Below are 24,552 nucleotides of genomic sequence, written 5' to 3'. Positions count from 1 at the left end.
AAAAAGGGAACGTTACTTTATTGAAACGGTTTCGGTTTGTAACGATTTTTTGACAAAACTCATATCATATATAGTATATAGACAATGGAAATATATAGATGGCACAACCCTTGCTATAATAAAAATTTGATAAATTTTGTAAATTTGGATAAAATCAGCAAAATTGTGCAATTGTCGTATTTTCAATTATAAAATTAAACTAAAACGAATGAGGTACACATGAAAGAAATGATTTACGTTTTTATTTTCATAGGTATTTATATCCTGGTACAGGTTTATATCCTGCCTAAAATGGGGATATCTACCTGAATGAGAGATGCCTGTCAGGTGACAGACAAGAAAAAAATTCAAAAAAAGATGCCTAAGGATAACTCATAGTGTTTAAAAATTTTCCTGGTATTGATTATAATAGTAACGTTACCTATTCTTTGTGGTTAGGGCAAAATGCGTTACACAAAAGGATAAGATATGGAAACCCATCAATTATGGAATGTTAATTTTTTAAACCAGATTCTTGATACGATGGCAGAAGGTCTTTTCACTTTGGATGACCAGGGCATCATTACATCCTGGAACAAGTCAATGGAAAAAATCACAGGCTATTCTGAACAGGAAGCTGTTGGCGATACCTGTAGTTTGATTGAATGCAGCCGGTGTTTCGGTAAAGAGTGTCCGGCCAATATTAATAAATGCGGTGTAATGAAGCATGGAAAAACAGAAGCCAAAGAATGTTTTGTCAAGCACAAGAACGGACACAATATTGCCGTAATAAAAAATGCAAGGCTTGCCCGTGATGATAATGATCAGATTTTAGGAATTGTTGAAACGATTACAGACCTGACTGAATTAAAAAAAATTAAAAAAACGGCTGATGAGGCTCAAAGGGAACTTAAAAAAACTTACCGGCTTGGGAGTATTATCGGGAAAAGTGCTGTAATGCAGAATGTGTTTGATGCTATACAGGCTGTAGCAAACAGTCGGGCCACAGTGCTGATCCAGGGTGAAAGCGGGACGGGAAAAGAACTGGTTGCCAAGGCCATTCATTATATAGGTGCCGGTTCCTCAAGCCCTTTGATTACGGTGAATTGTTCCGCCCTTTCTGAAACCTTGCTTGAAAGTGAACTCTTCGGCCATGTTAAAGGGGCCTTTACAGGGGCTCACAAAGATCGAAAAGGCAGATTTGAGGAGGCTGACGGCGGGACTGTTTTTCTTGATGAAATTGGAGAATTGACCCCATATATGCAGATAAAACTGCTAAGAGTCCTCCAGGAAAGAGAGATTGAAAGGGTAGGGGACTCAAAGAAAAGAAAGATAGATATCAGAATTATTGCCGCGACCCATAAAAATCTTTATGACCTGACTCAGCAGGGTAATTTCAGAGAAGATCTGTTTTATCGATTAAAGGTTTTCCCCATTAATGTTCCATCCTTAAGAAAACGCCGTGGAGACATCCCAATACTTGTCAGTCATTTTATTAAAAAAGGAAATAAAAGAGAGAATAAATCCATAGAGAAGGTTGATACACAAGGGATGAAGCGATTGATGGAACATTTATGGCCCGGGAATATAAGGGAACTTGAAAATGCCATTGAACATGCATTTGTGATCTGTAATTCTAACCAGATTGAACTCAAAGACCTGCCAATGGAGATCAGAGAAAACCATGTGACCCTGGAAGGTGTTCCTCCTGTTACTAATTTGATTTCAACCAATTCGTACACTACTGAAAAAGTTGCGAAGCTAACAAAATTGGATCTTTTAAAATTGCTCGAAGAGTGTAATTGGAATAAGGCAGAAGTGGGTCGACGAATTCAAAAAAGCCGAACCTCAGTGTGGAAATACATGAAAAAATGGGGCATCCCATTGCAAAAGCCCTAAAATGAAAAAAGAGCAAAAGCCTTGATGGAAAGTTTTGGCAAGGCTTTTTATCGGTTTGGTTTAAGCCCCCAGGTACGCCTTTTTAACATCCGGGTTATTGAGCAATTCATCTGAAGGCCCTTTAAGGACAAGAGAACCATTCTCTATTACATAACCCCTCTGGGCGAATTTCAAGGCAAGCCGGGCGTTCTGTTCAACCAGTAAAATTGTGGTACCTAGCTTATTGATTTCTCTTAACGCATCAAACATTTCCATCATGAGAATCGGGGCCAACCCCATGGAGGGCTCATCTAAGAGCATGATTTTGCGACCGCTCATGTAACCTCTTCCAACAGCCAGCATCTGCTGCTCACCACCGGACAGAGTCCCTGCAAGCTGGTCTTTTCGCTCATTAAGCCTTGGAAATAGATCAAACACCCATTTTTTGTCCCTGTTGATCTGATCAGTGTCTTTTCTGGCAAAGCAGGCAAGGGCAAGATTTTCTGTTACCGTAAGGTTTCCAAAGACTCTCCTTCCTTCGGGTACATGAGATATGCCTAATTTTGAGACAACTTTATCCGTACTGTATTTAAGAAGATCTTCTCCTTCAAACTCAAGAACAGATCCAGGCTCAGCTGGAATCATCCTGGAAATTGCCCTTAAAGTAGTGCTTTTCCCGGCACCATTGGCACCGATAATGGTTAGAATTTCACCCGCTTCAACACTAAAGTCAATTCCGTGAAGCGCCTTGATATTTCCGTAAGAAACCTTTAAATTTTTAACTTTTAGCTGCATCAGGTAAGATCCTCCTTGCCAAGATAAGCCTCAATAACCTGGGGATTATTCTGAATTTCTTCGGGTGGTCCCTCTGCAATGAGTTCTCCAAATACCAGGGTTTGAATATACTGGCACAATTCCATTACAAATTTCATCCTGTGTTCAATCAGAAAGATGGCCACTTTAAAATCCTGGTGGACCCGGCGGATAATTTTAATCATTTGGCCCAGTTCGTCAGGTGTCATGCCTGCGGTGGGTTCATCAAGGAAAAGAATTTTCGGGTTGGTTGCCATGGCCCTTGCCATTTCTACCCGTCGTTGTGCCCCATAAGGCAAGTTAGTAACTATTTGATCTGCATGCTGTTTGATATCAAATAATTCAAGCAGGTGATAGGAGTTTTCTTCAATCCGGGTTTCCTGCTGCCTGCATTTGGGAGTATTAAAAAATGCTCCGATCAGCCCATAGTTTAATTGTGAATAATGGGCCATTTTAATATGATCCAGAACATTCATATGTCGCCACAACGCAAGGTTTTGAAATGTTCTGCCCAATCCTTTGGCAGCAATTTCATTGGTTTCAAGCCCTTTGATATTCTCGTTTTCAAGGGTAATGGAGCCTTCTGTCGGCGTATACACGCCTGTAATCAGATTAAATATGGTTGTCTTTCCTGCACCGTTAGGGCCGATAAGTCCTGTGATCTGTCGGGGTTCGATATTTAAATTATAATTATGTACCGCTCTAAGGCCGCCAAAATAATGTGTCATTTTATTTACATTGAGCAATGCAGACATGGGTTTTAAGCTCCTTGTTCTCTTTTATGTTTAGCTCTCAATAATCTTTTGGCGTTGATCTCTTTAAAGGAAATCAGGCCGTATGGACGGAAAATCATCACCAAAATTAAAATTAAAGGAATAATAATCCATTTAAAGAGTTCAAGCGGCCTTAAGGCTTCGCCCAAAACATTGATACTGACAGCCCCGACAATGGAACCAATAATAGAATTAAGACCGCCAAAATAAACCATGGCAAGTATTTCGGCAAGTCTGTTTATGCTGAACATACCCGGATTGATATAGGCCAGTACATGGGCAAACAATCCCCCTGCAATGCCTGCCCAGAATGCACCGAACATAAAAGCGGTCATTTTTGTTTTCCGGGTTTTAACTGTCATGGATTCCGAAGCGGCTTCATCATCCCTGACAGCATTTAATGCTTTTCCCATGATAGAGGTGACAAAATTGTGGACCACCCAGATGCACAGCATGGTCCAGATAAAGATGATGGGCAGGGGCGCATAATCGGGCTGCCCTCCCATTCCCCTGGCCCCGCCAATGACATTGAGGTTTTCAATAGCACTCTTTATAATAAACATAAATGCAAGGGAGATAATGGCCAGATAATCCCCCCTGGTTCTAAAAGAAGGGATCGCTACCAGCAGCGAAGCAAGTGATGCTCCAATGCCACCTAATATAAGAGCAAAGGGAAATAGCCATGGACCCAGACCCTGGGATAAAACAGCGGCACCAAAGGTTTTGTCATTAACAAAAAAATATAGTGTTATGATTGAGGAAATATAGGCTCCTATAGCCATGAATCCGGGATGGGAACAGGAAAATTCTCCCTGGTACCCATTAATCACATTGATACTGATGGTTAAGATGATGGAAATCAGAGTCAGCTTAACAACAAGTACCCTGTAATCATTGATTCCAGCCCATAGATGAAGCACGCCATAGAAAAAAATCAGATGAATAATGGCTGACATCCACAGAGGTGTTTTTTCCAGGATGGCTGCTATAGGATTGGTGAAAAAAATGCTTGCTTTTGCAATCAAAAGAATCGGAATAACATAAACGATAAGATCATACCCAATCACACCGGGTATCATCATTGGATCCTTAAGCACAATCAGAGCGCCGAATAAAACCGGTATTTTGGGTAATCCCAGATAATATGAGATATAATCATAACCCCAGTAATATTCTATGAGTACAGCGGTAAATATACCCAGCAGCCATCCCAGCATCGGCACTGTAGAAAACATATTTTTAAATTTTCTTGCTATTTCCATGTAACTTTCCTGTATCTATTGAAGTTAAAAAATTAAAGCCTTAATTTTGTGCTGTGTTCCATTCCAAAGAATCCCCTGGGTCTGAATGTCAGGATAAGAAGAATAATGGAATAGGCAATAAGATCTCTTAGGGTTGATGGAAAAATAGTGGCAACAAATATCTCGATAAATCCTATAAGGTATCCGGCAAGGGCTGCGCCCTTAATGGAGCCCCTACCACCAAGAATAGCCGCAACAAATGCCTTCCATCCAAGGATGACACCCATATAAGGATCCAGAATCGGATAGGCTTGTCCATAAAGAATTCCGGCAACTGCGGCCAGGCCTGCACCCACTGCAAAAGTTAAGGGTGCAATAATATTTATGGATACCCCCATCAATGGAACGGCAAGAAAATCATATGACATTGCCCTCATGGCCATTCCCCATTTTGTTTTCTGGATGAATGTATGAAGGGCAACCATTAAAAGAAGTGATATGATAATAATCATCACTTTTACATTTGTAAAATAGATACCACCGACATTGTAGGAAATAGATTCCATCAATGGTGGAAAATTCAATCTTTTAGCACCCAGCAAGATTAAAATACCGGTCTCAAAGATAATGCCGATCATCAAACCTGTAATGGCTGCTGATGCACGGGGTGCGGATCTTAAAGGTCTGTATCCTGCAACTTCAACAAAAACGCCGACCCAGGATGCCAGAAACATGGTAACAACGACTGTGGCAAGGAAGATAAGGGGACCGGGTAGAAACCCTGTAAACAATGCAAGGAAGAGTGTTGCAATCCCAAAGCCGATATATGTGGCCACCATAAAAATATCGCCATGGGCAAAATTAAAGAGCATTAAAACACCGTATACCATTGAATAACCAATGGATATCACTGCATAAAAACTGCCTCTCTGGAGTGCATTTATCAGGTTTTGAAGAATAAATTGACCTAATTCTATCAAAGCTTCCATTCACCAGCTCCTGTTCTATAGAGTTATGACTGCCATGCACACAAGTTGCATGGCAGTCATATGATTACTTAAACGATACCATTTGACCGATTAAGGACAACTGGATTTGTAAAATTCATATTCACCGTTATCATTGATTTTCACAATAACAGCGCATTTGATGGGATCACCTTCCGGGGTAAAGGTCATGTTCCCTGTAATGCCTGCAAAATTTTTGATTTTTGTAAGGGCATCTTTAACTGCTGTCCTGTCTTTTTCAATTTTCCCGGTAATTTTACCAGCATCCTGAATGGCCTGCTGGGCAAGCTGAAGTGCATCCCATGTAAGGGCGGCTACATCGTCGGGAATATATCCGTAATTGTCAGTATATCTGTCGATAAATGCTTTTGTTGCGCCTTTGGCGCCGGCTGCTGCATAGTGGGATGAAAAATAAAGCCCATAACAGGGTTCACCACAAAGTTCTACTGTTTCAGCAGATCCCCAGGAGTCAGATCCGACGATGGGACCTTTCCATCCAAGTTCTTTTGCCTGTCGAACGATAAGAGGAACTTCATTATAATACTGGGGGGTAAAAAGAACTTCGGCACCTGATTTAACAATCTGAGTTAACTGAGAAGAAAAATCCGTGTCTTTTGTTGTAAAGCTTTGGTAAGCAACAACAGAGCCTGCACCATGTTTTTTCTCCCATGCGGCTTTAAACACTTCAGCCAGTCCTTTGGGATAATCAGAGGCAACATCATAAAGAACAGCCGCTTTTGTAAACGCGAATTCATCCGTAATAAAGTTGGCTACAACAGGACCCTGGAACGGATCAAGGAAACAGCCGCGAAATACATAGGGTCTGTCAAGAGTGGTTGCAGGATTGGTGGACCAGGGGCTGATCATAACGGTTTTATACTTGTTGGCAACTTCACCGGCAGGAACTGCCTGTTTGGAGGACTGAGGACCAATAATGGCAAGAACATCATCCTGGGTGATCATTTTGGTATTTGCTTTGACAGCTGATTCTGCTTTGGATTCATTATCTTCAATAACAAGTTCAACTTCAAATTTTTTGCCGCCGACTTCAAGTCCACCGGCTTTTTCAATGTCCTCAAGCCATAACAGTGCGGCATATTTGGAACCTTCCCCAACCTTTGGGATATCTCCGGTCATAGGGGCATTAATACCAATTTTGATAATCGTTTTTCTTGCACTGAATGCCGATGGTGAAAATACCATGGCAAAGGCAAAGGCTACAACCACTAAACAAGCAAGCTTTTTCATGTTACCTCCTTTAAATATTAATTTATTTTTTAAAAGCCTCATGGAATACGCTTTTAAAACACACACGAGCTTAATTTATATTTAAAAATACAGGTTAAGTAAAGGATAATTACACAAAATTAATAACTATAATATCCATGTCGTTTTTTAATTTTATTCAAGGCTCTTGCCTAATTAAAAAATTAATATTATAAACAGGCATAATACAGCAGGACAGGACATATTATCAATCTGATAATTCTTAATTAAGGAAAACTCAATGAAGAAAAGCATCATAAAAAGCAGTGGGATGTTTGTACCGCCTAACGTCATTACCAACCATGATCTTGAAAAAATATTAGATACCTCGGATGAATGGATAAAACAAAGGACGGGGATCGAGCAAAGATACTGGATTGATGAGGAGGGTGTAACCGGTTCGTCTGATTTGGGATTTGAAGCATCTAAAACAGCCCTGGACAATGCCGGATGGGAGCCTGAAGATCTTGATTTTATCATTTTTGCAACACTGAGCCCTGATATCATGTTTCCGGGTTCAGGATGTCTGCTACAGGCAAAGCTGGGGCTCAACTCTACGCCTGCATTAGATATCCGGCAGCAGTGTACGGGATTTCTTTACGGTCTTGCCACAGCAGATGCCTATATAAAAACAGGCTTGGCCAATAAAATTCTTCTGGTGGGTGCAGAGGTACACTCTTCAGGCCTTGACAAATCCACCAGAGGGCGGGATGTTACGGTTATATTCGGTGATGGGGCAGCAGCAGTTTGCATTGAAGGCGTTGAAACTGAAAAAAAGGCTGGTGTGCTTGCTTCTGCACTTCATGCAGATGGCAATTTTGCCGAGGCCTTAACGGTTGAACTTCCTGCATCAAGACTTCCTGTGCGACTGCCGCCAGATGTGCCAATCAATGATGCAAGATACTATCCTGTCATGGATGGTCCGGCCATATTTAAAAAAGCTGTCAGGATGATGCCAAGGGTTATAAAAGAATCTCTTGAAAAAGCACAAATGGGTCTTGATGAAATTGATTTGATTGTCCCGCACCAGGCCAATATGAGAATTAATCAAGCCATGGGACAATTTTTAAAATTAGATAATGATAAAATATTCCATAATATTCAAAAATATGGAAATACCACCGCAGCAAGTATTCCGCTTGCATTTCATGAAGCAATGGAACAGGGACGTATTGGCAAATCCGGTGATGTCGTTATTTTCACGGGTCTTGGTGCCGGTCTTACCTGGGGCAGTGTGATTTATAAGTTTTTATAATGATCCTTTAAATAAGGTATCAAGATAAAATTTTGTTGCGGGATCAAGGGAATTAAAATCAGTCGTTTCATCATCATTTTTTTTTCTGATTTGATCCCGGATATCAGAAGCAAGCACTTTTCCCAGTTCAACACCGAATTGATCAAACGGATTCACGCCGAGTATAAATCCTTCATATATGGTTTTTGCCTCATAGAAAGCCAGGAGCAACCCCATACTTTCAGGTGTCAGCTCATTGATGAGGAGGGTGGAAGAAGGTCTGTTCCCTGTGAAATATTTTGCTTTGTTATCATCATCCTTTCCAATGGCCAGGGCCTGAGCCTGTGCAATCATATTGGCCCATAATTCCTGGTGATTATAAACCCCTTCTAATTTAGCCTGATCCTTATTATAAACCGGTTTTACAACCCCGACAAATTCTATGGGAAACGGACTTCCCTGATGGGCAAACTGGAAAAATGAATGCTGTGCGTTGGTCCCGGGCTCGCCAAAAACAATAACCCCGGTTTGATGATCAGTCATTTTGCCGTCAGATGTTACTCCCTTACCAAGACTTTCCATATACAGCTGCTGTACATGAGGTGCAAGTTTGGACAAGGCACTGCAATAGGGAATAATTGCCTGAGCCGGATAGTGTAAAAAATTGGAATTCCATATGCTGATCAAAGCTGCTGTCAAAGGAATGTTTTTTTCCTCCGGGGCGTTTAAGGCATGTAAATCCATATCATGACAGCCTTTCAGAAAACGGGTGAAAACATCAAATCCAAAGGCAAGACTTAACGGAAGTCCTCCGACTGCAGAGGTCACAGAATACCTGCCACCAATAAAATCAAACAGATGAAAAGCACCTAAACCAGAGTTTGAGGAATCATCACCAGGGCTGTCCTTGGCTGTAATAGTCACAAGATGGTTTAAAGGATCAAGGTGATTATTCTTTAAAAATAACAGGGCCTGGTTAAGGTTGGCCATGGTTTCGGTTGTGGTATATGATTTTGAAATAACAATCCAAAGACAGGTTTCAGGGTCAATGCCTTTAATGACCTGCCCAAAATTATCAATATCCACATTGGGTAAAAAATGAAGATTAATAACCGGGTCAATACTATGTTTTAATGCAGTGTAAACAAATTCGCACCCAAGATAAGAGCCGCCGATTCCTATGACAACCGCATCGGTAAAAGATTTTCCCGTAGACCCTTTCAGGTCGTTATCATGAACTTTTTTGGAAAAAGAGTCTATCTGTTTATTCACACGCTTGATTTCCGAAATGACATCCAGATCATCCAATACGATAGAGTCATGGGTAAAGTCTCTTGCGGCAGTATGAAGGGCAGCTCTATTTTCAGTTACATTAACGATTTTGCCGGACACCATTTTTGAAAATGACTCTTTTGCCCTGGTTTCTCTGGCAAGGTCAAATAATTCATTGAGCAACGTATCATCTACTCTTTGTTTGGAAAAATCATAGAAAAATCCTTCCAGTTTTAATGAGAAATTTTCAAGTCTGTCCTTATCTTGAATCAGATTTTTTAAATGAAATTTTTTGTCCTCAAAGGTTTTTGAAAGACGGTTTAGATTTTGACAGGCGTTACAGGCGCTAAATATTTTCCGGCCCATTATAATCTCCCATTTTAATTTCTTGTGTCATACATTCAGATAATTGGCCGGGGGTTATATCAAGGCGGCAAAAAATTTTATTTTCCAGATCCACTGTGGTTGCCCACATGTTCTGAAGACGGTCCTTAAACTCTTTCCCGGTTCCGTATCGTAATTTGATGTATTCAAGTCTTTTTTTCAACGGCACCACCTTGTCATGCAATACCCTTTTATCGGAATAATTGACTATTTCCTGCTCTGAAACCGGAGAATCGGTTTCATAAGAATCCAGAATGACATGTTGTCGTACGATGTCTCCTACTTCGGGATATCCCAGTTCAGTTAACATCAGGCCCCCGGTTTCGGAATGGCTCTCTTTTGTATCAAAGCTTCTGGTTTTTGTTATATCGTGAAGCAGCGCTGCAGACGTTACCAGCCGGATATTAAGATCAGGAGAATGTTTTTTAAGCTTTAGACAGATAAACAGTGCAATATTGGAAACCATGATAGAGTGGTCGATAATATGACCCATCATTTTCATTTTTTTTATCAGTTTAAAACACTCTCTTTTAGACGGTATGTTCATAGACCCCTGGTCAAATTATGCTAAATGATAAAATAGTATTGAAGTTATACCCCTTACTGTTATGATATAAAAGGATTTTTTTTTTAGGTGATGATACGATTAAAATGTTGAAAAAAATAATTTCAGGCGGACAGACCGGTGCAGACAGGGCAGCACTTGACGTTGCCATTAAATTCAATATTGAACATGGCGGATGGCTTCCAAAAGGTCGCAAAACGGAAAAAGGACCCTTGCCGGCAAAATATCAATTAAATGAAATGGATACGGCAGATTACAAAGCCAGAACAGAGCAGAATATCCTTGATTCCCATGGTACCGTGATTATTTCCCGCGGCAGACTTACCGGGGGATCAAAGCTTACCCAGAGTTTTGCAGAATTTATCGACAGGCCGAATTGTTATATTGATCTGTTAAATACAGAAGAATTTGAAGCATCCATGATTTTAAAATCTTTTATAATGGAAAATAATATCCAAACCTTGAATGTGGCAGGCCCCAGATTGAGCCATCATCCCGGGATTTACATGGATGTTAAAACGGTTCTCGAAATCATGCTCTATCTTCTCTTTTTAGATACGCGGAAGGATAGGGGGTTGAAAAAATATATACCTTCCTGTCCTGTTAAAGAGGACTTTCCTCAAACCCTGGAAGAATCCATTGGTTTGCTGTGTGACGATTTGCCGCTGAAAACCAGAATATTTATTGCAAAACTTGAACGCGACAATATTCATATGCTCTATTTTACACTGCTGGAATATGTCAGGCAGCGTGTGGGGTTTGACAGAGGGAATCAATCCCTTTTAAAAGAGTGTTCCATTAAAATGAAAGATGACAAGTGTACCATTGAAGATGCGGTTATGGAGATTTTAAAACAGTTTAAACAATATCTTGAAACAGATCATCTATTGAGGATGATTAAATGATACCCATTCGAGACAACCAGCCATCTAATTGTTTTCCTGTTGTGACTTATCTCCTCATGGGAATTAATCTGCTGGTATTTATTCTGCAGATTCAAACCGGATTAAATAATGAAGTCTTTTTTTACTATTACGGGTTGGTTCCGGCCAAATATACAGTCCATGAAATGTCCAGGCATTTTTCAACAGGCAATCACCTGTTTTCCATTTTCTCCTATATGTTTTTGCATGGCGGGTTTTTACATTTCATTGGAAACATGTGGACACTGTATATTTTTGGAGACAATGTTGAAGACCATTTCGGTTCCTTAAGATTCTTAGGGTTTTATTTGATTTGCGGCATTATTTCAGGCCTGTTCCACTTTTTTTTGAATCCCGTCTCCATGGTGCCGACCATTGGTGCCAGTGGGGCCATTGCCGGTGTTATGGGCGCCTATTTTCTGCTGTATCCGAAATCACGGATTTTAACCATTATTCCCATTATTATCATACCCTTGTTTGTTGAAATCCCCGCGTTTATTTTTCTCGGGGTCTGGTTTTTAATCCAGTTTTTTAATGCGGCCGGCGCAAATGCCGGGTCGGGTATTGCCTGGTGGGCACATATTGGCGGATTTATAGCAGGGCTTGTGTTGGTCAAGCTGAACAAAAAACTGCCAAAAACAGGCACAAAACAGAAGATCAGTCAATTTACCGCTAAAAAGCACACCCCAAGGCTTCAAATGATTGTTGCATCCGGCAGTCCGGACAGTCCGGATCTTTATGGAAATATTGATATTACATCCATGGAGGCCATTGCCGGTACAAATAAAATGGTGACGATCCCCTGGGGATTTTATAAACCCCTGTACAAGGTTAAAATTCCTTCAGGGGTGAAACATGGAACCCGATTAAGGCTTTCCGGAATGGGCAAATCCGTTCCAGATGGAATAAAAGGGGACATGTATCTTACGGTGAATGTTAAAAATAAGATTTTATGACAACCAGGGGGTTGTCCCGATTGATTTTCCCGACATCCTTTTATATAGATGAAGGGATATAAAAAATTGCTTTCTCACAGATATCTTGACTAGTGATATAGTAATCGACAGAGCGGAGCTGTGTCCGAGCCCTGGAAATCAAGAGGTGTTTTTTTTCATCGGGGTCTCTGTATGTTAATATTTTCCAGAATGAATCATATGCGGACAACCGCATAATTACTTGTTAGAAAGCACGGACTACTGAGGATCACAACATGGAACCAATCATAAACTGCTCAAACTGCAAAACAGAATTTTTTCGAAGAAGGCTTCAATGCCCTTCCTGTGGTCAAGTCGGGATTTCCAAGCTCTACAAGTACGTATCTTATAGTGAGCGTTCGTTATCAATCCTGATAAACAAACAGATTTGGTGCCCAAAAGCCAAATCGTTGAATGACCCTTTCGAATTCCACTTTGATTTAACACAAGATTCTATTGGAGGAATACCAATTGATCGAACATCTCTCGAAAATGCAAAAAACGACGTAAAAGAAATGCCTGTCATTTGTTTTAGCGAAGTTAATGACGATATTCTGATGTGGTCACATTATAGTCAGGGCCACACTGGATTTTGTATTGAATTTGAACGCAAAGAGGATAATTATTTAGGCATGTGGGACTCCTGTGCGCCAGTAATCTATAATTTCGACAATCAGGTACTATCTTTTACTCCTCAACAACTTGAGAACTCTGAATCTTTTACAAAGATTGCAACGTCTAAATCCCCTCATTGGGGATACGAGAAAGAGTGGCGTCTAATCGCTCGTCGTGAGTTTGCTGACATATTAGTTCCACTACCCGCACCAATTTCTTGTATTATTTTTGGTTGTAATATGAGTATTAATGAACGCAAAGCGATCGCACGTATTCTTGGTCCTGATATGAAGTACGTGAAAGCTAAGAAGAAAAAAAAGGAATTTGCATTGAGCAGAATTCCAATTGATTTCAATGACATAATAAATGCTTTTTAACCACCCGGCTGAACTTGATCGAGATTATAGAGTCATTCCAAATAAATTAATGATATAAACAGTTTTTTAGGTTATCGCCCGGCAAGTTATCCGGTTCGTTGAACAAAATAATTGAAAAGGGGGAAGGGATATGAAGGTTGAAAAAACAATTAAAATTTCAGCATCTCCGGAAAAAATTTGGCCATTTTTAATCGATCCCACAAAAATCGTGTTGTGGTTTGATAGTTTTAAAAAATGTGAATACACAAGCGAAACTCATTCAGGAGTAGGGGCGACCTACTACGTTGAGGAGAAAGTACCAGGGTCGCTCAGAAAAATAAATTTCGAAGCTGTAATTTGGAATGAAAACAAAAGATTGACTCTTAGAATGACATCCGGGGTAAATGTAAAAAATTATGAGATCCAATGGAAAATAGAGGCTGATAAATCTGGTACAATATTTTATTTTGTTGAAGATGTTGGAATGCCTTTTGGAATCATTGGTAAAGTTCTGGGTGTATTAGGTCAGCGGACAGCTGAAAAGATGGTCGAGGGGATGTTAATGAAACTGAAAAAATTATCCGAAGCACAAGGGTCCAGCATTTAACAATGATAGAAACCATCGTTATTAAGTTTGATGAGCAATATGCTCCCGGGATTAGGAATATAAGGAATGCCGTATTCACGGATGAGCAGCATATTGACCCGGATATGGATTTTGATGGTCAAGACCGTGATGCTGTTCATGTATTGAGCATCTGCAATGGAAATTATGCGGGTACAGGCCGCATGCTCAAGGACGGGCATATTGGCAGACTGGCAGTGCTGAAGGACTATCGAGGACAGGGACTGGGTGCAAAAATGGTTCTATCGTTAGTCAAAGAGGCAGAAAACAGAGGGATGAAAAGAATCTATCTTGGTGCTCAAAAACATGCTGTGGGGTTTTACAAAAAATTGGGCTTTTCTGTCTATGGTGATCCTTATACGGAAGTAAATATTGAACATATATATATGGAAAAAATCAGCCTGGCTTGAATTCATAGAAAAAGTGGCTCAAACAGCTATAACAAACTCTTAGATAATAAGGATTTACAATGAAGGGTCGAAATATTTCCTGTCAGTTGAATGACACACAACACAAGTATGATCCGTCATTATTTAATTTTGCTAATGACAAGATAGCCATGCGTGTTGTTAATTTTCATAAAAGCCTTCCCAACTATAAGCCGACACCGCTTATCCGGTTATCTTCACTTGCGGATAAACTTGGAATTGATAGATTGTTCGTCAAAGATGAAAGCCACCGCTTTGATTTAAATGCATTTAAGGTTTTGGGCGCCAGTTATGCTATTGCCAAGGTTCTGGGAAATAAATTGAATTTGAGTGACGATGAATTGACTTTTGAGAGAATCGTATCTGAAAAATTTAAATTTCAAAAAATCACATTTGCGACTGCAACAGATGGTAACCATGGCAGGGCGGTCGCCTGGACAGCGGAAAAATTTGGCTGCAAAGCTGTTGTGTATCTGCCTGAGGGTTCCTCTTTGGCACGCTTAAATGCAATAAAGCAGTTCGGAGCTGAGGCATCAATTATAAATCAAAATTACGATGATACGGTTCTTTATGCTGAAAAGATGGCAAAAGATAATGGGTGGATTTTGTTACAGGATACCTCATGGGCCGGATATGAGAAAGTACCGACATATATTATGCAGGGTTATTTCACATTGATAACTGAATGTCTTTACCAGGAACAGGAAATATGGCCAACACATGTTTTTTTACAAGCAGGTGTCGGGTCTTTGGCAGCGGCCATTTTGGCCTGCTTATGCAGTTTCACTGATAAAACAACACCCGTATTTGTCGTGGTTGAACCGCAGGGTGCGCCCTGTCTCTATAAGTCAATAAAATTGTGTGATGGTAAGCCTTTTAAGGTGAAGGGTGATTTGCCAACAATTATGGCCGGTCTTGCCTGTGGTGAGCCCAGCCATATAGGGCTGCGAATACTAAATGCTGAGGCAGGTGCTTTTATTAAATGTTCAGATGATGTGGCTCGGCGGGGAATGAGGGTTCTGGGAAACCCATTGGCGGGTGACCAGGCAATTATATCAGGTGAGTCCGGTGCTGTGACGCTTGGACTGGTTTACGAACTGCTTTCCAAAAAGCAGTATGGCAGCATAAAAGATGACCTGCGCATAACGAGTGATTCTAAAATATTATTGTTTTCGACAGAGGGAGATACGGACCCGGAGGCATATCGTGAGATTGTCTGGTATTGAGGATCTCTATTGGCGTATCCACTTTCTGCCTGCAACAATATAGATAAGAACAGACCCCAGAATCAGATATCCAAACATCTCGGCATTTTTTGTTTTAAAAATAAAAGTAAGTGTAAGAATAATTGACGCACTGATCAGAAAAAACACGGGTTTAGGGATCTGCTTGAGGATTACCCGTCCAAAATGGACAAACCGAATATGACTCACCATTAAGCCGACAGAGACACTGGTCAACCCCCACAATATGCCCGGCGTTGCAATAAGAGATGCACCCAGAACGATCAACGCTCCCGCAGGACTTGGAAGCCCGTTGAATATACCCTCAGGCAGGTCGGTCCGCTTTTTATCTGTTGCGATAAACCGGATGAGGCGAAATGCAACCCCAATAACAAAGATACCACTGACAACCCATGCCAGTGAACCACCTATTTGCACAATCACATAGGCTGGCGCCAGTCCAAAGCTGACAAAATCAGCAATATCATCCAGATAAGGACCATATTTGGTTCCGCCGTGTTTTAGCGCCATACGCCCGTCAAACAAGTCAAACAATTGCCCGGCGATGATAATACAAATTGCCCAGGAAAAATAATAATGATGGGTCAGGATAAGGCTGGTCACACCACAACAAAAATTAAGTACAGAAAGGATATCTGCATAGAGCCGGTTGGGGATAAATTTAAAGACAATAGATGCGGATGAAAGTATAATGCAGGCGACGAGTACGCCGTCGGTAATGTTTAAGAATTCCGGGTTTGTATCCATCATTGCACATAAAATAACAAGGCCAAAGCAGATGATGGCCTTTATCTTTCCAAAATTATTGGCAGCTCCGGAGAATTTGATCCAGGTCAAAATCCGCCGGGCAAAAAACTGGCCCACAAATTCAATGGCCACAAGGACCCATATTAATTCTATTGATATAATTCCTGTATAGGCAAATCCAATCAATGGCGGCAAATAGGTCAATTTGTCACACATGGGATCCAGCCATTCTCCCCACTGGGACGAAAGATTGCATCCTCTTGCCACAACACCGTCAACGCCATCAAGGATGGCTGAAAAGGTAAATATAAAGATAGCAATGGATTGATACGGGGTAAAAAAGTAGAGGATAAATCCAAAAGCAGACATGGCTGTCCGCCAGTAGCAGATTGAGTTCGGGTGTAACAGCCACAGGTGTGACATGACATAGTTTTGCATATACTGCTTTTTAACAGCCCGGGAAAACCAGAAGTAAAAAGCCGTCCCAATAGCAGCGGAAACAACAATAACAAAAAATCTTTCCATTTTTTGGCAACAGCCTCCTTTTTTTTATTCCAGTCTACTTATCATTTTAGCCGGCAATAGTCCATATGATCATTGATACAGATGTCTTTATTTGATATTTAAAAGAAAATGAGAAAGAATTAAACAGTCTTCACAAGACTTACGGTGAATATTAAAAATGCTTTTTAAAAAACTTATAAAAATAATCGTCTGGGTTTGCCTGGGGTTAACACTTGTCTGCCTTTTGGCATTCATCAGTCTTCCTACTATTGTGGAGTCACAGATCGAAAAGCGACTGCCGTTGTTTTTAAATTCAAATGATGTTGAGTTTGATATTCAAAAGATAGGATTTTTCAATACATTTGTTTCCAAAATTCGTGTCGGTAAGGGGATCTCAATTGATTCGATAAATATTGATTATGATATAAAAAAATTGCCTTCCATTCATCTCAGCAAGGTGACCCTGTCAGGATTAACTCTTCATGCGAGCCTTGATGAAAATAATCAAATTAGAATTCAGGGATTGGAATTTCCCAGGACATCAAAAGATCAAACCGGACAATTTAATTTTTCCGGCCTGTCTTTTCTGCCTGAAAAAATTGTCTTGCAGAATAGTAAGATAATTTTACATACAGTGGATGATGAATTTTTAATTCCTTTTGATGTGTTATCTACCATCAGCTCAAAAGATGGGAAAATAGTCGCCCGGACCCTGGTGTATCCTTTTGGAGAAAAAATCAGCACCCTTGTCACGTATGACATAAATAAGGGTATAGAGCTCTTGAAAATCGAAGGAAAATCCTTTGATTTAGGCCATATTGACTCATTTATTTCAAAAACAACTCAAAAAGTACAATTAAAAGGACCGGTTGATTTTGTCCTGGAAACATCCTCACCTCAGAAAAAATGGAACATAACTGTTTCTCAAATCGGGTTTGTTCAACCTGTTGAGACAGCCATTAAAAATTTGTCCGCAAGTCTTTTAATCGATCCTCAGAAGATAAGCGCCAGCGGCACCTTTGGCATATTTCATTCACCGCTGCCGGTAACATTTAATGCCCGGTTCAGTGGCACACCGTCAAAAAGCAAAGGGACCATAAGCCTGCGCTTGAAAAAAGGCCGTATTCAACATCAAAAAGAGGCGCTTGTTTTTGGGAATACAAAAATAATTTCGGATATTGCCGCAGATTTTACCGATACAGGAAAAGGATTGAATTCAAAATGGGCATTAACTGCAAATCATATCCGTATAAAATCAGGATCAATAGCATCATCATTTCCTTTTGCAGGTGTTTCAGGATGGTTCCGTCTGGACAAAAGTAACAGGCCGGCTCTTGGCATGACATTAAAAGCGTCTGACGGAAAAATAATTTCCTCGGAATTTAAGACAAAAGCTGCCGGCATCAACATTGAAATCCCAATCTCTTACCCGAATACCAAAGGCAAATCATACGGAAAGTATTCTGTCCCGAATATTTCATACAATAATCAATACAAGTTCAGTACAAAGGGCAAAATTCTTCAAACAGATTTAAAAGAATTCCAGGTTACCGGGGGTGTAACCTTTAAAACACTGCCGGGTTTAAAAACCCGGTTTAAATCAATTATCGGGTTTGAAAAAGGGCTTCGCGCTTCCCTGGATTTTAAAACAAATCCTGTCAAATTAACTGATGCAGATATTGTAAAACTGATCGGGCAAAAGGTTCAAGCCGCAGATATTGATATGACCGTTTCTGCCAGAGGACAGGCCGGTTATAGTAATCATCAACTGAAAACTTTCATGCGGATTAAGGTAAATGATGGGGAAATCTTAATGCCGGATATGAAGTTCACTGCAACCGGGATCAACACCACAGTCGATTTTAATGATCTGCTGGTGCCGGAAAGTGTTCCGGGGCAGATTTTAACCATTGATGCAATTGAAATGGATAAAATCAAAATCAATGATGCAAAAGTTCGATTCAGCATAGAAGATGCCAGAACCCTTCTTGTCGAAAATATACGATTTAAGTGGTGCAACGGGCTTGTTTCAACGGAATCCATCCGAATCCCCCAGGACAATAAAACGTATTCTCTGAACCTCCATTGCGATCGGTTGGAACTGGCACAACTCTTAAAACAAATGGGGGCGTTCCATGCTGAAGGAACCGGCACATTAAACGGCCGGATTCCCGTGATTTATTCTGATGGCAATATCTCATTTGACAATGGATTCTTATTTTCAACCCCGGGCAGCGGTGGAAAAATTATTATTGAAAATTCAGATATGATAACCGCAGGCATTCCAATGGACAATCCACAGTTTGCACAACTTGATCTTGCCCAGGAAGCATTAAAGGAGTTTGAATACAAATGGGCGAAATTAGTATTCCACACCTTTGAAGACACCCTTTATGTGAATATGGAACTTGATGGAAAACCTTCTAACGTCCTGCCCTTTGAATACCGGAAAGAGCTGGGAGGATTTATCAGGGTGGATGCATCAAGCCCGGGATCACATTTTCAGGGAATAAAACTTGATGTGAATTTAAAACTTCCCTTTAATGAAGTGATGAAATTTGGTAATAAAATAAAATCAGTTTTTAATTAATAAAGGAGAGCGTATGACCAGAAAATTATTTTTCATCGGTTTGTTCCTTATTCTTTTTATTTTTGCAGGCTGCCAGTCCAGCCATCAAGTCGAAGTAAAACCTGTTGAAATAAAACCGATTCATATCACCATTGATGTAAATATCAGGGTTGAAAAAGCCCTTGATGACTTTTTTGATGATCTTGAAGCCGCTGAAGACAAAATAAAAGAATAGGAGGAAGTATGACTATACGCAATATTTTTAAACTATATATTTTGATAATCGTCTGTCTGATTTTTTCATCCCAGTTCGCTCTTGCTGCTGGAATTAAAGAGAGAATGAAACAGCGACTCCCCGTGATTGCCGATTTGAAAGCAAAAGGTATTATTGGTGAAGACAACAAAGGCTATCTTGGATTTGTCACTGGCGCAAGAGCCCAGGAAGCAGTTATCGCTGCTGACAACAAAGATAGAAAAATGATTTACAGTCATTTTGCAAAACAGCAGAACACCTCGCTGGAAGTCGTTGAAAAAGTACAGGCCAAGCGAAAGGCCGAAAGGGCAAAGCCGGGGGAATTTTTTCAAAATCCGGATGGCTCATGGCAGAAAAAGTAACTCTTACAACCTGTTATACTCAAGCCGGATTGTTCAGGATCCGGCTTGAATGGATTAAATCGTTCCGTTGAATCCTTTTATTCCCAAATATATCAAGGCAAAACAGAAGGGCTGGTTATTGAAAAAAATCAAACAATCCTCAGCTCGTCTGGCCTCGTGTACTTTGTGTCCAAGGCAGTGTGAGGTGGACCGGACAAGAGAAGAAAAAGGGTATTGTTCAACAGGGCAAAAAGCGGTTGTATCCAGCTTTGCGCCTCACTTTGGGGAAGAACCGCAACTGGTTGGGGATAAAGGCTCAGGAACCATTTTTTTCTCCCATTGCAATCTGAAATGCATTTTCTGCCAGAATTATGATATCAGTGTTAACGGCATGGGGCAGGAGGCTGATGATGAACAAATCGCATCTATCATGTTGTATCTGCAAAAGAAAGGGTGCCACAATATCAACCTTGTTACCCCCAGTCATGTGGTTCCACAGATTTTAAAAGCATTGGATATTGCAGTCGGTTTTGGATTGAATATTCCTCTGGTTTACAATTGTTCGGGGTATGAAAGCATTGATACCCTGCGTATTTTAGAAGATATCATTGATATTTACATGCCGGATTTCAAATTCTGGGAACCTGAAATTTCCAAATTATGCTGTAATGCACGGGATTACCCTCAGGTGGCAAAAAAAGCCATCAAGGAAATGCAGGATCAGGTAGGGGATTTAAAAGTGGATAAGTCCGGCATTGCCTGTTCAGGACTTTTGGTCAGGCATCTTGTCATGCCGGGAAATTTGGAGGGAACCTATCAGATTTTAAAATTCCTTAAAGAAAAAGTGTCTTCCCATACCCATGTTAATATCATGTCCCAATACCGCCCCATGGGAGATGCCTGCCGAATCAAAGAGCTTTCACGGCCGGTGACGCCTGAAGAATTCAGAAAAGCAGTGCGCATGGCCAAAAATTTTAATCTGGAAATTATCCATTGACATATTGACTATGAAAAGTTAGTTAAAATTTAATTTCAGGCAGAAGCCCGAAGAAAAACAATTTTTTTTTAATAAACAATTTAAACCACGAAGGTTGCAATATCGGTAAAAGAATATCGACACCTTTTGTGGTTTTTTAAATTTTTAGGAGATGTAAAATGAAAAAGTTTAAACTGATTTGTATGGTAAGTCTAATGATTTGTTTTTCCTATGGCCTGTCCTCAGCACATTTTGGCATGGTTATTCCTTCAGATAATATGGTCATGCAGGAGGATTCAAAAAAGATTGAACTTCAACTTTCTTTTTCCCATCCCTTTGAAATGGTTGGGATGCCGCTTGTAAAACCGGAAGGTTTTTATGTGATCAAAGATGGGAAAAAACAGGAGTTAAATGCAGCACTTAAAGAGACAAAAGTGATGGATCACAAAGCCTGGAAAACAGGATACACCATAAAAAGGCCCGGGGCATATACATTTGTAATGGAACCTAAACCCTATTGGGAACCGGCTGAAGATTGTTTTATTGTTCATTATACAAAAACCGTAGTAGCAGCTTTTGGTGATGATGAGGGCTGGGACAGCGAACTGGGACTGAAAACTGAAATTGTTCCATTGTCCAAACCGTTTGGCCTTTATGCCGGAAATGTGTTCCAGGGGATTGTAAAGCTTGACGGTAAGGTTGTGCCCTATGCAGAAGTTGAAGTGGAATTTTTTAATAAAGGCAACAACATCCAGGCACCGTCTGATTATATGATAACTCAGACCATAAAGGCTGATGGAAACGGTGTGTTTACCTATGCTGCACCTGTTGCCGGATGGTGGGGATTTGCCGCCTTAAATACATCTGATAAAAAATTGGTGCATAATAATGTAGAAAAGGATATAGAGTTGGGTGCAGTATTATGGGTAAAATTTGAGGCGTGGCAGGCAAAATAGTATGCATATTTCAGAAGGCGTTCTTTCAGGTCCGGTATTAGCCTCCGGTGCAGTTATCGCCATGGCCGGGACTGCAATAGGGCTAAAAAAAATTGATTATGACCGCATCGTTCATGTGGCCATTCTGGCATCAGCTTTTTTTGTGGCATCATTGATCCATGTAAATATCGGGCCTGCAAGCGTCCATCTGATTTTAAACGGGATTGTGGGATTGCTGCTTGGGTTTGCCGCGATCCCGGCAATTCTGACAGCGCTGCTTTTGCAGTCGATCTTTTTTCAATACGGGGGCCTTACGGCATTGGGGGTTAATGTTATAGTGATGGCAGTTCCGGCAGTGCTTGTACATTATATTTTTTTACCATTGCTGGGGAAATCATCAACCCTTACATTTGCTGCCGGATTTTTGGCCGGTCTGTTTTCTATATTGTTCTCATCCCTGTTATTAGGGCTGGCCTTATGGTTCACTGACGAGAATTTTTTTGAAACCAGTCTTGTCATTATCAGTGCTCACATTCCTGTCATGATCATTGAAGGAATTGTGACAGGCTTTTGCGTCACGTTTCTTTTAAAGGTATACCCTGAAATTATACCGGTGAGAAAAAAATGAAAATAAAACACACGCTTACCTTTGCACTTCTATTAGCTATCATTCCTGCGAGTTATGCCTTTGCTCACAAGGTCATTATTTTTGCATGGGTTGAAGATGGTTACATACATACGGAAAGCAGTTTCGGATCAAAAAGAAAAGCAAAAAACGCCACTATAACGGTCGTTGATGAAAAAGGGTTGATTGTCCATAAAGGAATGACAGACCCGGAAGGAAACTATTCATTTAAAATTCCTGAAAAGGTCGATTCCGATCTTCTATTAAAACTTGATGCAGGGACAGCCCATCAAGCCCAGTGGAGAATTCCTAAAAATGAGCTCGTGACCGTTCATTCAGCCAAAGATACCCAGGCGGCAATGAAGGAAAAAGAAAAACTGGAAGAAAGCCCTTCTGTTTTTAAAATAATTACAGGTATTGTCATAATTTTTCTGCTGGCATTTGCTGTAAAGTTTTTAAAAAGGAAAACAGCCAAAAAATGATTGAAGAAAAATTTGCATCAGGTCAGTCTTTTATCCATCAGCTTGACCCTAAAATACGAATCATTGCTTCGATTATTTTATCCTTTGCTGCGGCACTTTGTGATCATCTTACCATTGCAGGATTCTATTTTATTATATCATCCATTTTAATCACAATGGCTAAATTAAAATGGAGGGCTGTCGTTAACCGGTTAAAACCCCTTTTCTGGTTTCTTTTGATGATCTGGGTTATCCTTCCCTTAACCTTTGACGGGGAAACCATATACCAATATTCTTGGCTAAGAATAACAGGTCCCGGTGTCATGTTATGTTGCAAGATCACCATTAAATCAATCACCATATTACTAATATTCACCGCTCTTATTGCCACTATGACCGTTGCTTCCCTTGGAAATGGGCTTCACAGACTTTATGTGCCCGACAAGATGGTCTTCCTTTTATTGATGTCCTATCGATATATTGCAGTGATTGAGGAAGAATACAAAAGGCTTCTGCGGGCTGCAAAATTCAGGGGATTTACCCCCAGGACCAATCTGCATTCTTATAAAACATTTGCTTATCTTGCCGGTATGCTCTTTGTCCGGGCATCACTCAGAGCCCAAAGAGTTTACCAGGCCATGTTGTGCCGTGGATTCAATCAAAAGTTCCATACCCTTGACGTCTACCCGTCAAATAGATTAAACTCGATTTTTTTAATGGGTATACTTGCGGCAAGCTTAAGCCTTGTCATATTTGAAATTATGTGGGCTTAAAATTATTTAGGGTTAAGAGTGACTGACAATTCCAGTGTAATCAAATTAAAAGATATTTCTTATTCTTATCCGGGATCAAATACAAGGGTTTTGGATCACCTGAATCTTGAGGTCAACAAAGGAGACAGGATTGGAATGATGGCTCCCAACGGGTCCGGCAAAACCACGTTGCTGCATACGATAATGGGACTTTGCAAGCCTGAATCCGGCACCATAGAAGTGTTTGGGAAGCAGTTAAAACATGAAAAAGACTTTTTGCCGGTTCGTTCCAAAATCGGGTTATTATTTCAGGATTCTGATGATCAGTTATTCTGTCCAACCGTACTGGATGATGTGGCATTTGGACCGTTGAATCTTGGATTTTCTCCGCAGGATGCCATTGATACGGCAAGAAATACCCTTGAAAGGCTTGGAATACAAATTTTAGAACAGAGTGTGACCCACAGGTTGTCCGGCGGACAGAAACGGTTGGTCGCACTGGCTGCGGTGCTTGCCATGGAGCCCGAAGTTCTTTTGCTTGATGAGCCGACAGCAGGGCTGGATCACAAGGTTAAGGAAAAATTGATTCATATTCTCAATAGCCTTGATATTTCTTACTTTGTCATTTCACACGAATTTGATTTTGCCAAAGCTGTAACAGATAAAATATATTCCATGGAAAACGGTAAAATCTTAACCGACGATGAAATCCATATTCATCGCCATGAGCATGTTCACAAACATGGAAAACATCCCCACAATCATAAATAACGCTCAGCTATATTTCTGAATGTCAGATAATTTTAACACAG

The 24,552-nt window shown here is 40.4% G+C and carries 25 protein-coding genes; 17 read left to right on the top strand and 8 right to left on the bottom strand.

Annotation, left to right across the window (positions count from 1 at the left end):
• Window positions 1-468: 468 nt before the first annotated feature.
• Window positions 469-1,878, top strand: coding sequence for a sigma 54-interacting transcriptional regulator (locus HGJ91_RS07765; RefSeq protein WP_291347145.1), 1,410 nt, complete (start codon window positions 469-471; stop codon window positions 1,876-1,878).
• Window positions 1,879-1,938: 60 nt separating this feature from the next.
• Here HGJ91_RS07765 and HGJ91_RS07760 read toward each other — a convergent pair whose 3' ends face one another.
• The 5 genes from HGJ91_RS07760 to HGJ91_RS07740 all read right to left on the bottom strand — a co-directional run bounded on the left by HGJ91_RS07760 (window position 1,939) and on the right by HGJ91_RS07740 (window position 6,939).
• Window positions 1,939-2,652: an ABC transporter ATP-binding protein gene (locus HGJ91_RS07760; protein WP_291347144.1), complete on the bottom strand. Its 714-nt coding sequence runs from the start codon at window positions 2,650-2,652 to the stop codon at window positions 1,939-1,941.
• Window positions 2,652-3,425, bottom strand: a complete 774-nt coding sequence (locus tag HGJ91_RS07755) for an ABC transporter ATP-binding protein (RefSeq protein ID WP_291347143.1) — start codon at window positions 3,423-3,425, stop codon at window positions 2,652-2,654. Before HGJ91_RS07755 ends, HGJ91_RS07760 begins: the two co-directional genes overlap by 1 nt.
• Before the next feature lie 5 nt (window positions 3,426-3,430).
• Window positions 3,431-4,705 (bottom strand): branched-chain amino acid ABC transporter permease, encoded by a 1,275-nt coding sequence (locus HGJ91_RS07750; protein ID WP_291347142.1) that lies wholly within the window; start codon window positions 4,703-4,705, stop codon window positions 3,431-3,433.
• Window positions 4,706-4,737: 32 nt separating this feature from the next.
• Entirely contained in the window at window positions 4,738-5,673 is a 936-nt protein-coding gene (locus HGJ91_RS07745; protein ID WP_291347141.1) for a branched-chain amino acid ABC transporter permease, read from the bottom strand.
• Window positions 5,674-5,763: 90 nt separating this feature from the next.
• Window positions 5,764-6,939 carry an ABC transporter substrate-binding protein gene (locus HGJ91_RS07740; RefSeq protein WP_291347140.1) on the bottom strand — a complete coding sequence of 392 codons (1,176 nt, stop codon included), beginning with the start codon at window positions 6,937-6,939 and terminating at the stop codon, window positions 5,764-5,766.
• A 259-nt stretch (window positions 6,940-7,198) separates the two neighbouring features.
• Between HGJ91_RS07740 and HGJ91_RS07735 the strand changes: the two genes are divergently transcribed.
• Window positions 7,199-8,212, top strand: a complete 1,014-nt coding sequence (locus HGJ91_RS07735) for a 3-oxoacyl-ACP synthase III family protein (protein WP_291347139.1) — start codon at window positions 7,199-7,201, stop codon at window positions 8,210-8,212.
• On the opposite strand, the gene pgi is transcribed toward HGJ91_RS07735, so the two are convergent.
• Entirely contained in the window at window positions 8,207-9,829 is a 1,623-nt protein-coding gene (gene pgi, locus HGJ91_RS07730; RefSeq protein ID WP_291347138.1) for a glucose-6-phosphate isomerase, read from the bottom strand. The two genes, HGJ91_RS07735 and pgi, sit on opposite strands and share 6 nt — an antisense overlap.
• On the bottom strand, window positions 9,810-10,394 hold the full coding sequence (locus HGJ91_RS07725) for an HDIG domain-containing metalloprotein (RefSeq protein WP_291347137.1): 585 nt from the start codon (window positions 10,392-10,394) through the stop codon (window positions 9,810-9,812). Before HGJ91_RS07725 ends, pgi begins: the two co-directional genes overlap by 20 nt.
• A 104-nt stretch (window positions 10,395-10,498) precedes the next feature.
• Between HGJ91_RS07725 and HGJ91_RS07720 the strand changes: the two genes are divergently transcribed.
• The 6 genes from HGJ91_RS07720 (at window position 10,499) to HGJ91_RS07695 (ending at window position 15,559) form a co-directional block, all read left to right on the top strand.
• Window positions 10,499-11,317: a putative molybdenum carrier protein gene (locus tag HGJ91_RS07720; protein ID WP_291347136.1), complete on the top strand. Its 819-nt coding sequence runs from the start codon at window positions 10,499-10,501 to the stop codon at window positions 11,315-11,317.
• Window positions 11,314-12,291 (top strand): rhomboid family intramembrane serine protease, encoded by a 978-nt coding sequence (locus HGJ91_RS07715; RefSeq protein WP_291347135.1) that lies wholly within the window; start codon window positions 11,314-11,316, stop codon window positions 12,289-12,291. The genes HGJ91_RS07720 and HGJ91_RS07715 overlap by 4 nt, the downstream gene beginning before the upstream one ends.
• A gap of 254 nt (window positions 12,292-12,545) precedes the next feature.
• On the top strand, window positions 12,546-13,301 hold the full coding sequence (locus tag HGJ91_RS07710; RefSeq protein ID WP_291347134.1) for a DUF2971 domain-containing protein: 756 nt from the start codon (window positions 12,546-12,548) through the stop codon (window positions 13,299-13,301).
• A 130-nt stretch (window positions 13,302-13,431) separates the two neighbouring features.
• Window positions 13,432-13,887, top strand: a complete 456-nt coding sequence (locus tag HGJ91_RS07705; RefSeq protein ID WP_291347133.1) for an SRPBCC family protein — start codon at window positions 13,432-13,434, stop codon at window positions 13,885-13,887.
• 2 nt (window positions 13,888-13,889) lie between these two features.
• The gene (locus HGJ91_RS07700; protein ID WP_291347132.1) at window positions 13,890-14,315 is read left to right on the top strand and encodes a GNAT family N-acetyltransferase; all 426 of its coding nucleotides are present in this window, start codon (window positions 13,890-13,892) and stop codon (window positions 14,313-14,315) included.
• 59 nt (window positions 14,316-14,374) lie between these two features.
• Entirely contained in the window at window positions 14,375-15,559 is a 1,185-nt protein-coding gene (locus HGJ91_RS07695) for a diaminopropionate ammonia-lyase (RefSeq protein WP_291347131.1), read from the top strand.
• Window positions 15,560-15,565: 6 nt separating this feature from the next.
• Here HGJ91_RS07695 and HGJ91_RS07690 read toward each other — a convergent pair whose 3' ends face one another.
• Entirely contained in the window at window positions 15,566-16,849 is a 1,284-nt protein-coding gene (locus HGJ91_RS07690) for a CDP-alcohol phosphatidyltransferase family protein (protein WP_291347130.1), read from the bottom strand.
• Between the two features lie 157 nt (window positions 16,850-17,006).
• Here HGJ91_RS07690 and HGJ91_RS07685 point away from each other — a divergent pair, with 157 nt between their 5' ends.
• The 9 genes from HGJ91_RS07685 to HGJ91_RS07645 all read left to right on the top strand — a co-directional run bounded on the left by HGJ91_RS07685 (window position 17,007) and on the right by HGJ91_RS07645 (window position 24,511).
• Window positions 17,007-19,418 carry a YdbH domain-containing protein gene (locus HGJ91_RS07685; protein ID WP_291347129.1) on the top strand — a complete coding sequence of 804 codons (2,412 nt, stop codon included), beginning with the start codon at window positions 17,007-17,009 and terminating at the stop codon, window positions 19,416-19,418.
• Between the two features lie 13 nt (window positions 19,419-19,431).
• The gene (locus tag HGJ91_RS07680) at window positions 19,432-19,632 is read left to right on the top strand and encodes a YnbE family lipoprotein (protein ID WP_291347128.1); all 201 of its coding nucleotides are present in this window, start codon (window positions 19,432-19,434) and stop codon (window positions 19,630-19,632) included.
• An 8-nt stretch (window positions 19,633-19,640) separates the two neighbouring features.
• Complete coding sequence (locus HGJ91_RS07675; RefSeq protein ID WP_291347127.1) at window positions 19,641-20,012, top strand: YdbL family protein; 372 nt, start codon at window positions 19,641-19,643, stop codon at window positions 20,010-20,012.
• A 118-nt stretch (window positions 20,013-20,130) separates the two neighbouring features.
• A complete protein-coding gene (locus HGJ91_RS07670) occupies window positions 20,131-20,988 on the top strand; it encodes a radical SAM protein (protein ID WP_291347126.1) in 858 nt (285 codons plus the stop codon).
• A 158-nt stretch (window positions 20,989-21,146) separates the two neighbouring features.
• Window positions 21,147-21,923 carry a DUF4198 domain-containing protein gene (locus HGJ91_RS07665; protein ID WP_291347125.1) on the top strand — a complete coding sequence of 259 codons (777 nt, stop codon included), beginning with the start codon at window positions 21,147-21,149 and terminating at the stop codon, window positions 21,921-21,923.
• A 1-nt stretch (window position 21,924) separates the two neighbouring features.
• Entirely contained in the window at window positions 21,925-22,530 is a 606-nt protein-coding gene (gene cbiM, locus HGJ91_RS07660) for a cobalt transporter CbiM (protein WP_291347124.1), read from the top strand.
• Complete coding sequence (locus tag HGJ91_RS07655) at window positions 22,527-23,009, top strand: hypothetical protein (protein WP_291347123.1); 483 nt, start codon at window positions 22,527-22,529, stop codon at window positions 23,007-23,009. Before cbiM ends, HGJ91_RS07655 begins: the two co-directional genes overlap by 4 nt.
• Entirely contained in the window at window positions 23,006-23,761 is a 756-nt protein-coding gene (gene cbiQ / locus HGJ91_RS07650; protein ID WP_291347122.1) for a cobalt ECF transporter T component CbiQ, read from the top strand. The genes HGJ91_RS07655 and cbiQ overlap by 4 nt, the downstream gene beginning before the upstream one ends.
• An 18-nt stretch (window positions 23,762-23,779) precedes the next feature.
• Window positions 23,780-24,511, top strand: coding sequence for an energy-coupling factor ABC transporter ATP-binding protein (locus HGJ91_RS07645; protein WP_291347121.1), 732 nt, complete (start codon window positions 23,780-23,782; stop codon window positions 24,509-24,511).
• Window positions 24,512-24,552: the final 41 nt, after the last annotated feature.

Source organism: Desulfobacula sp., from assembly GCF_014237455.1.
Classification (GTDB): Bacteria; Desulfobacterota; Desulfobacteria; order Desulfobacterales; family Desulfobacteraceae; genus Desulfobacula.
The sequence above is the reverse complement of the archived record's forward strand: the minus strand, read 5'-3'. Positions and strand labels throughout refer to the sequence as shown.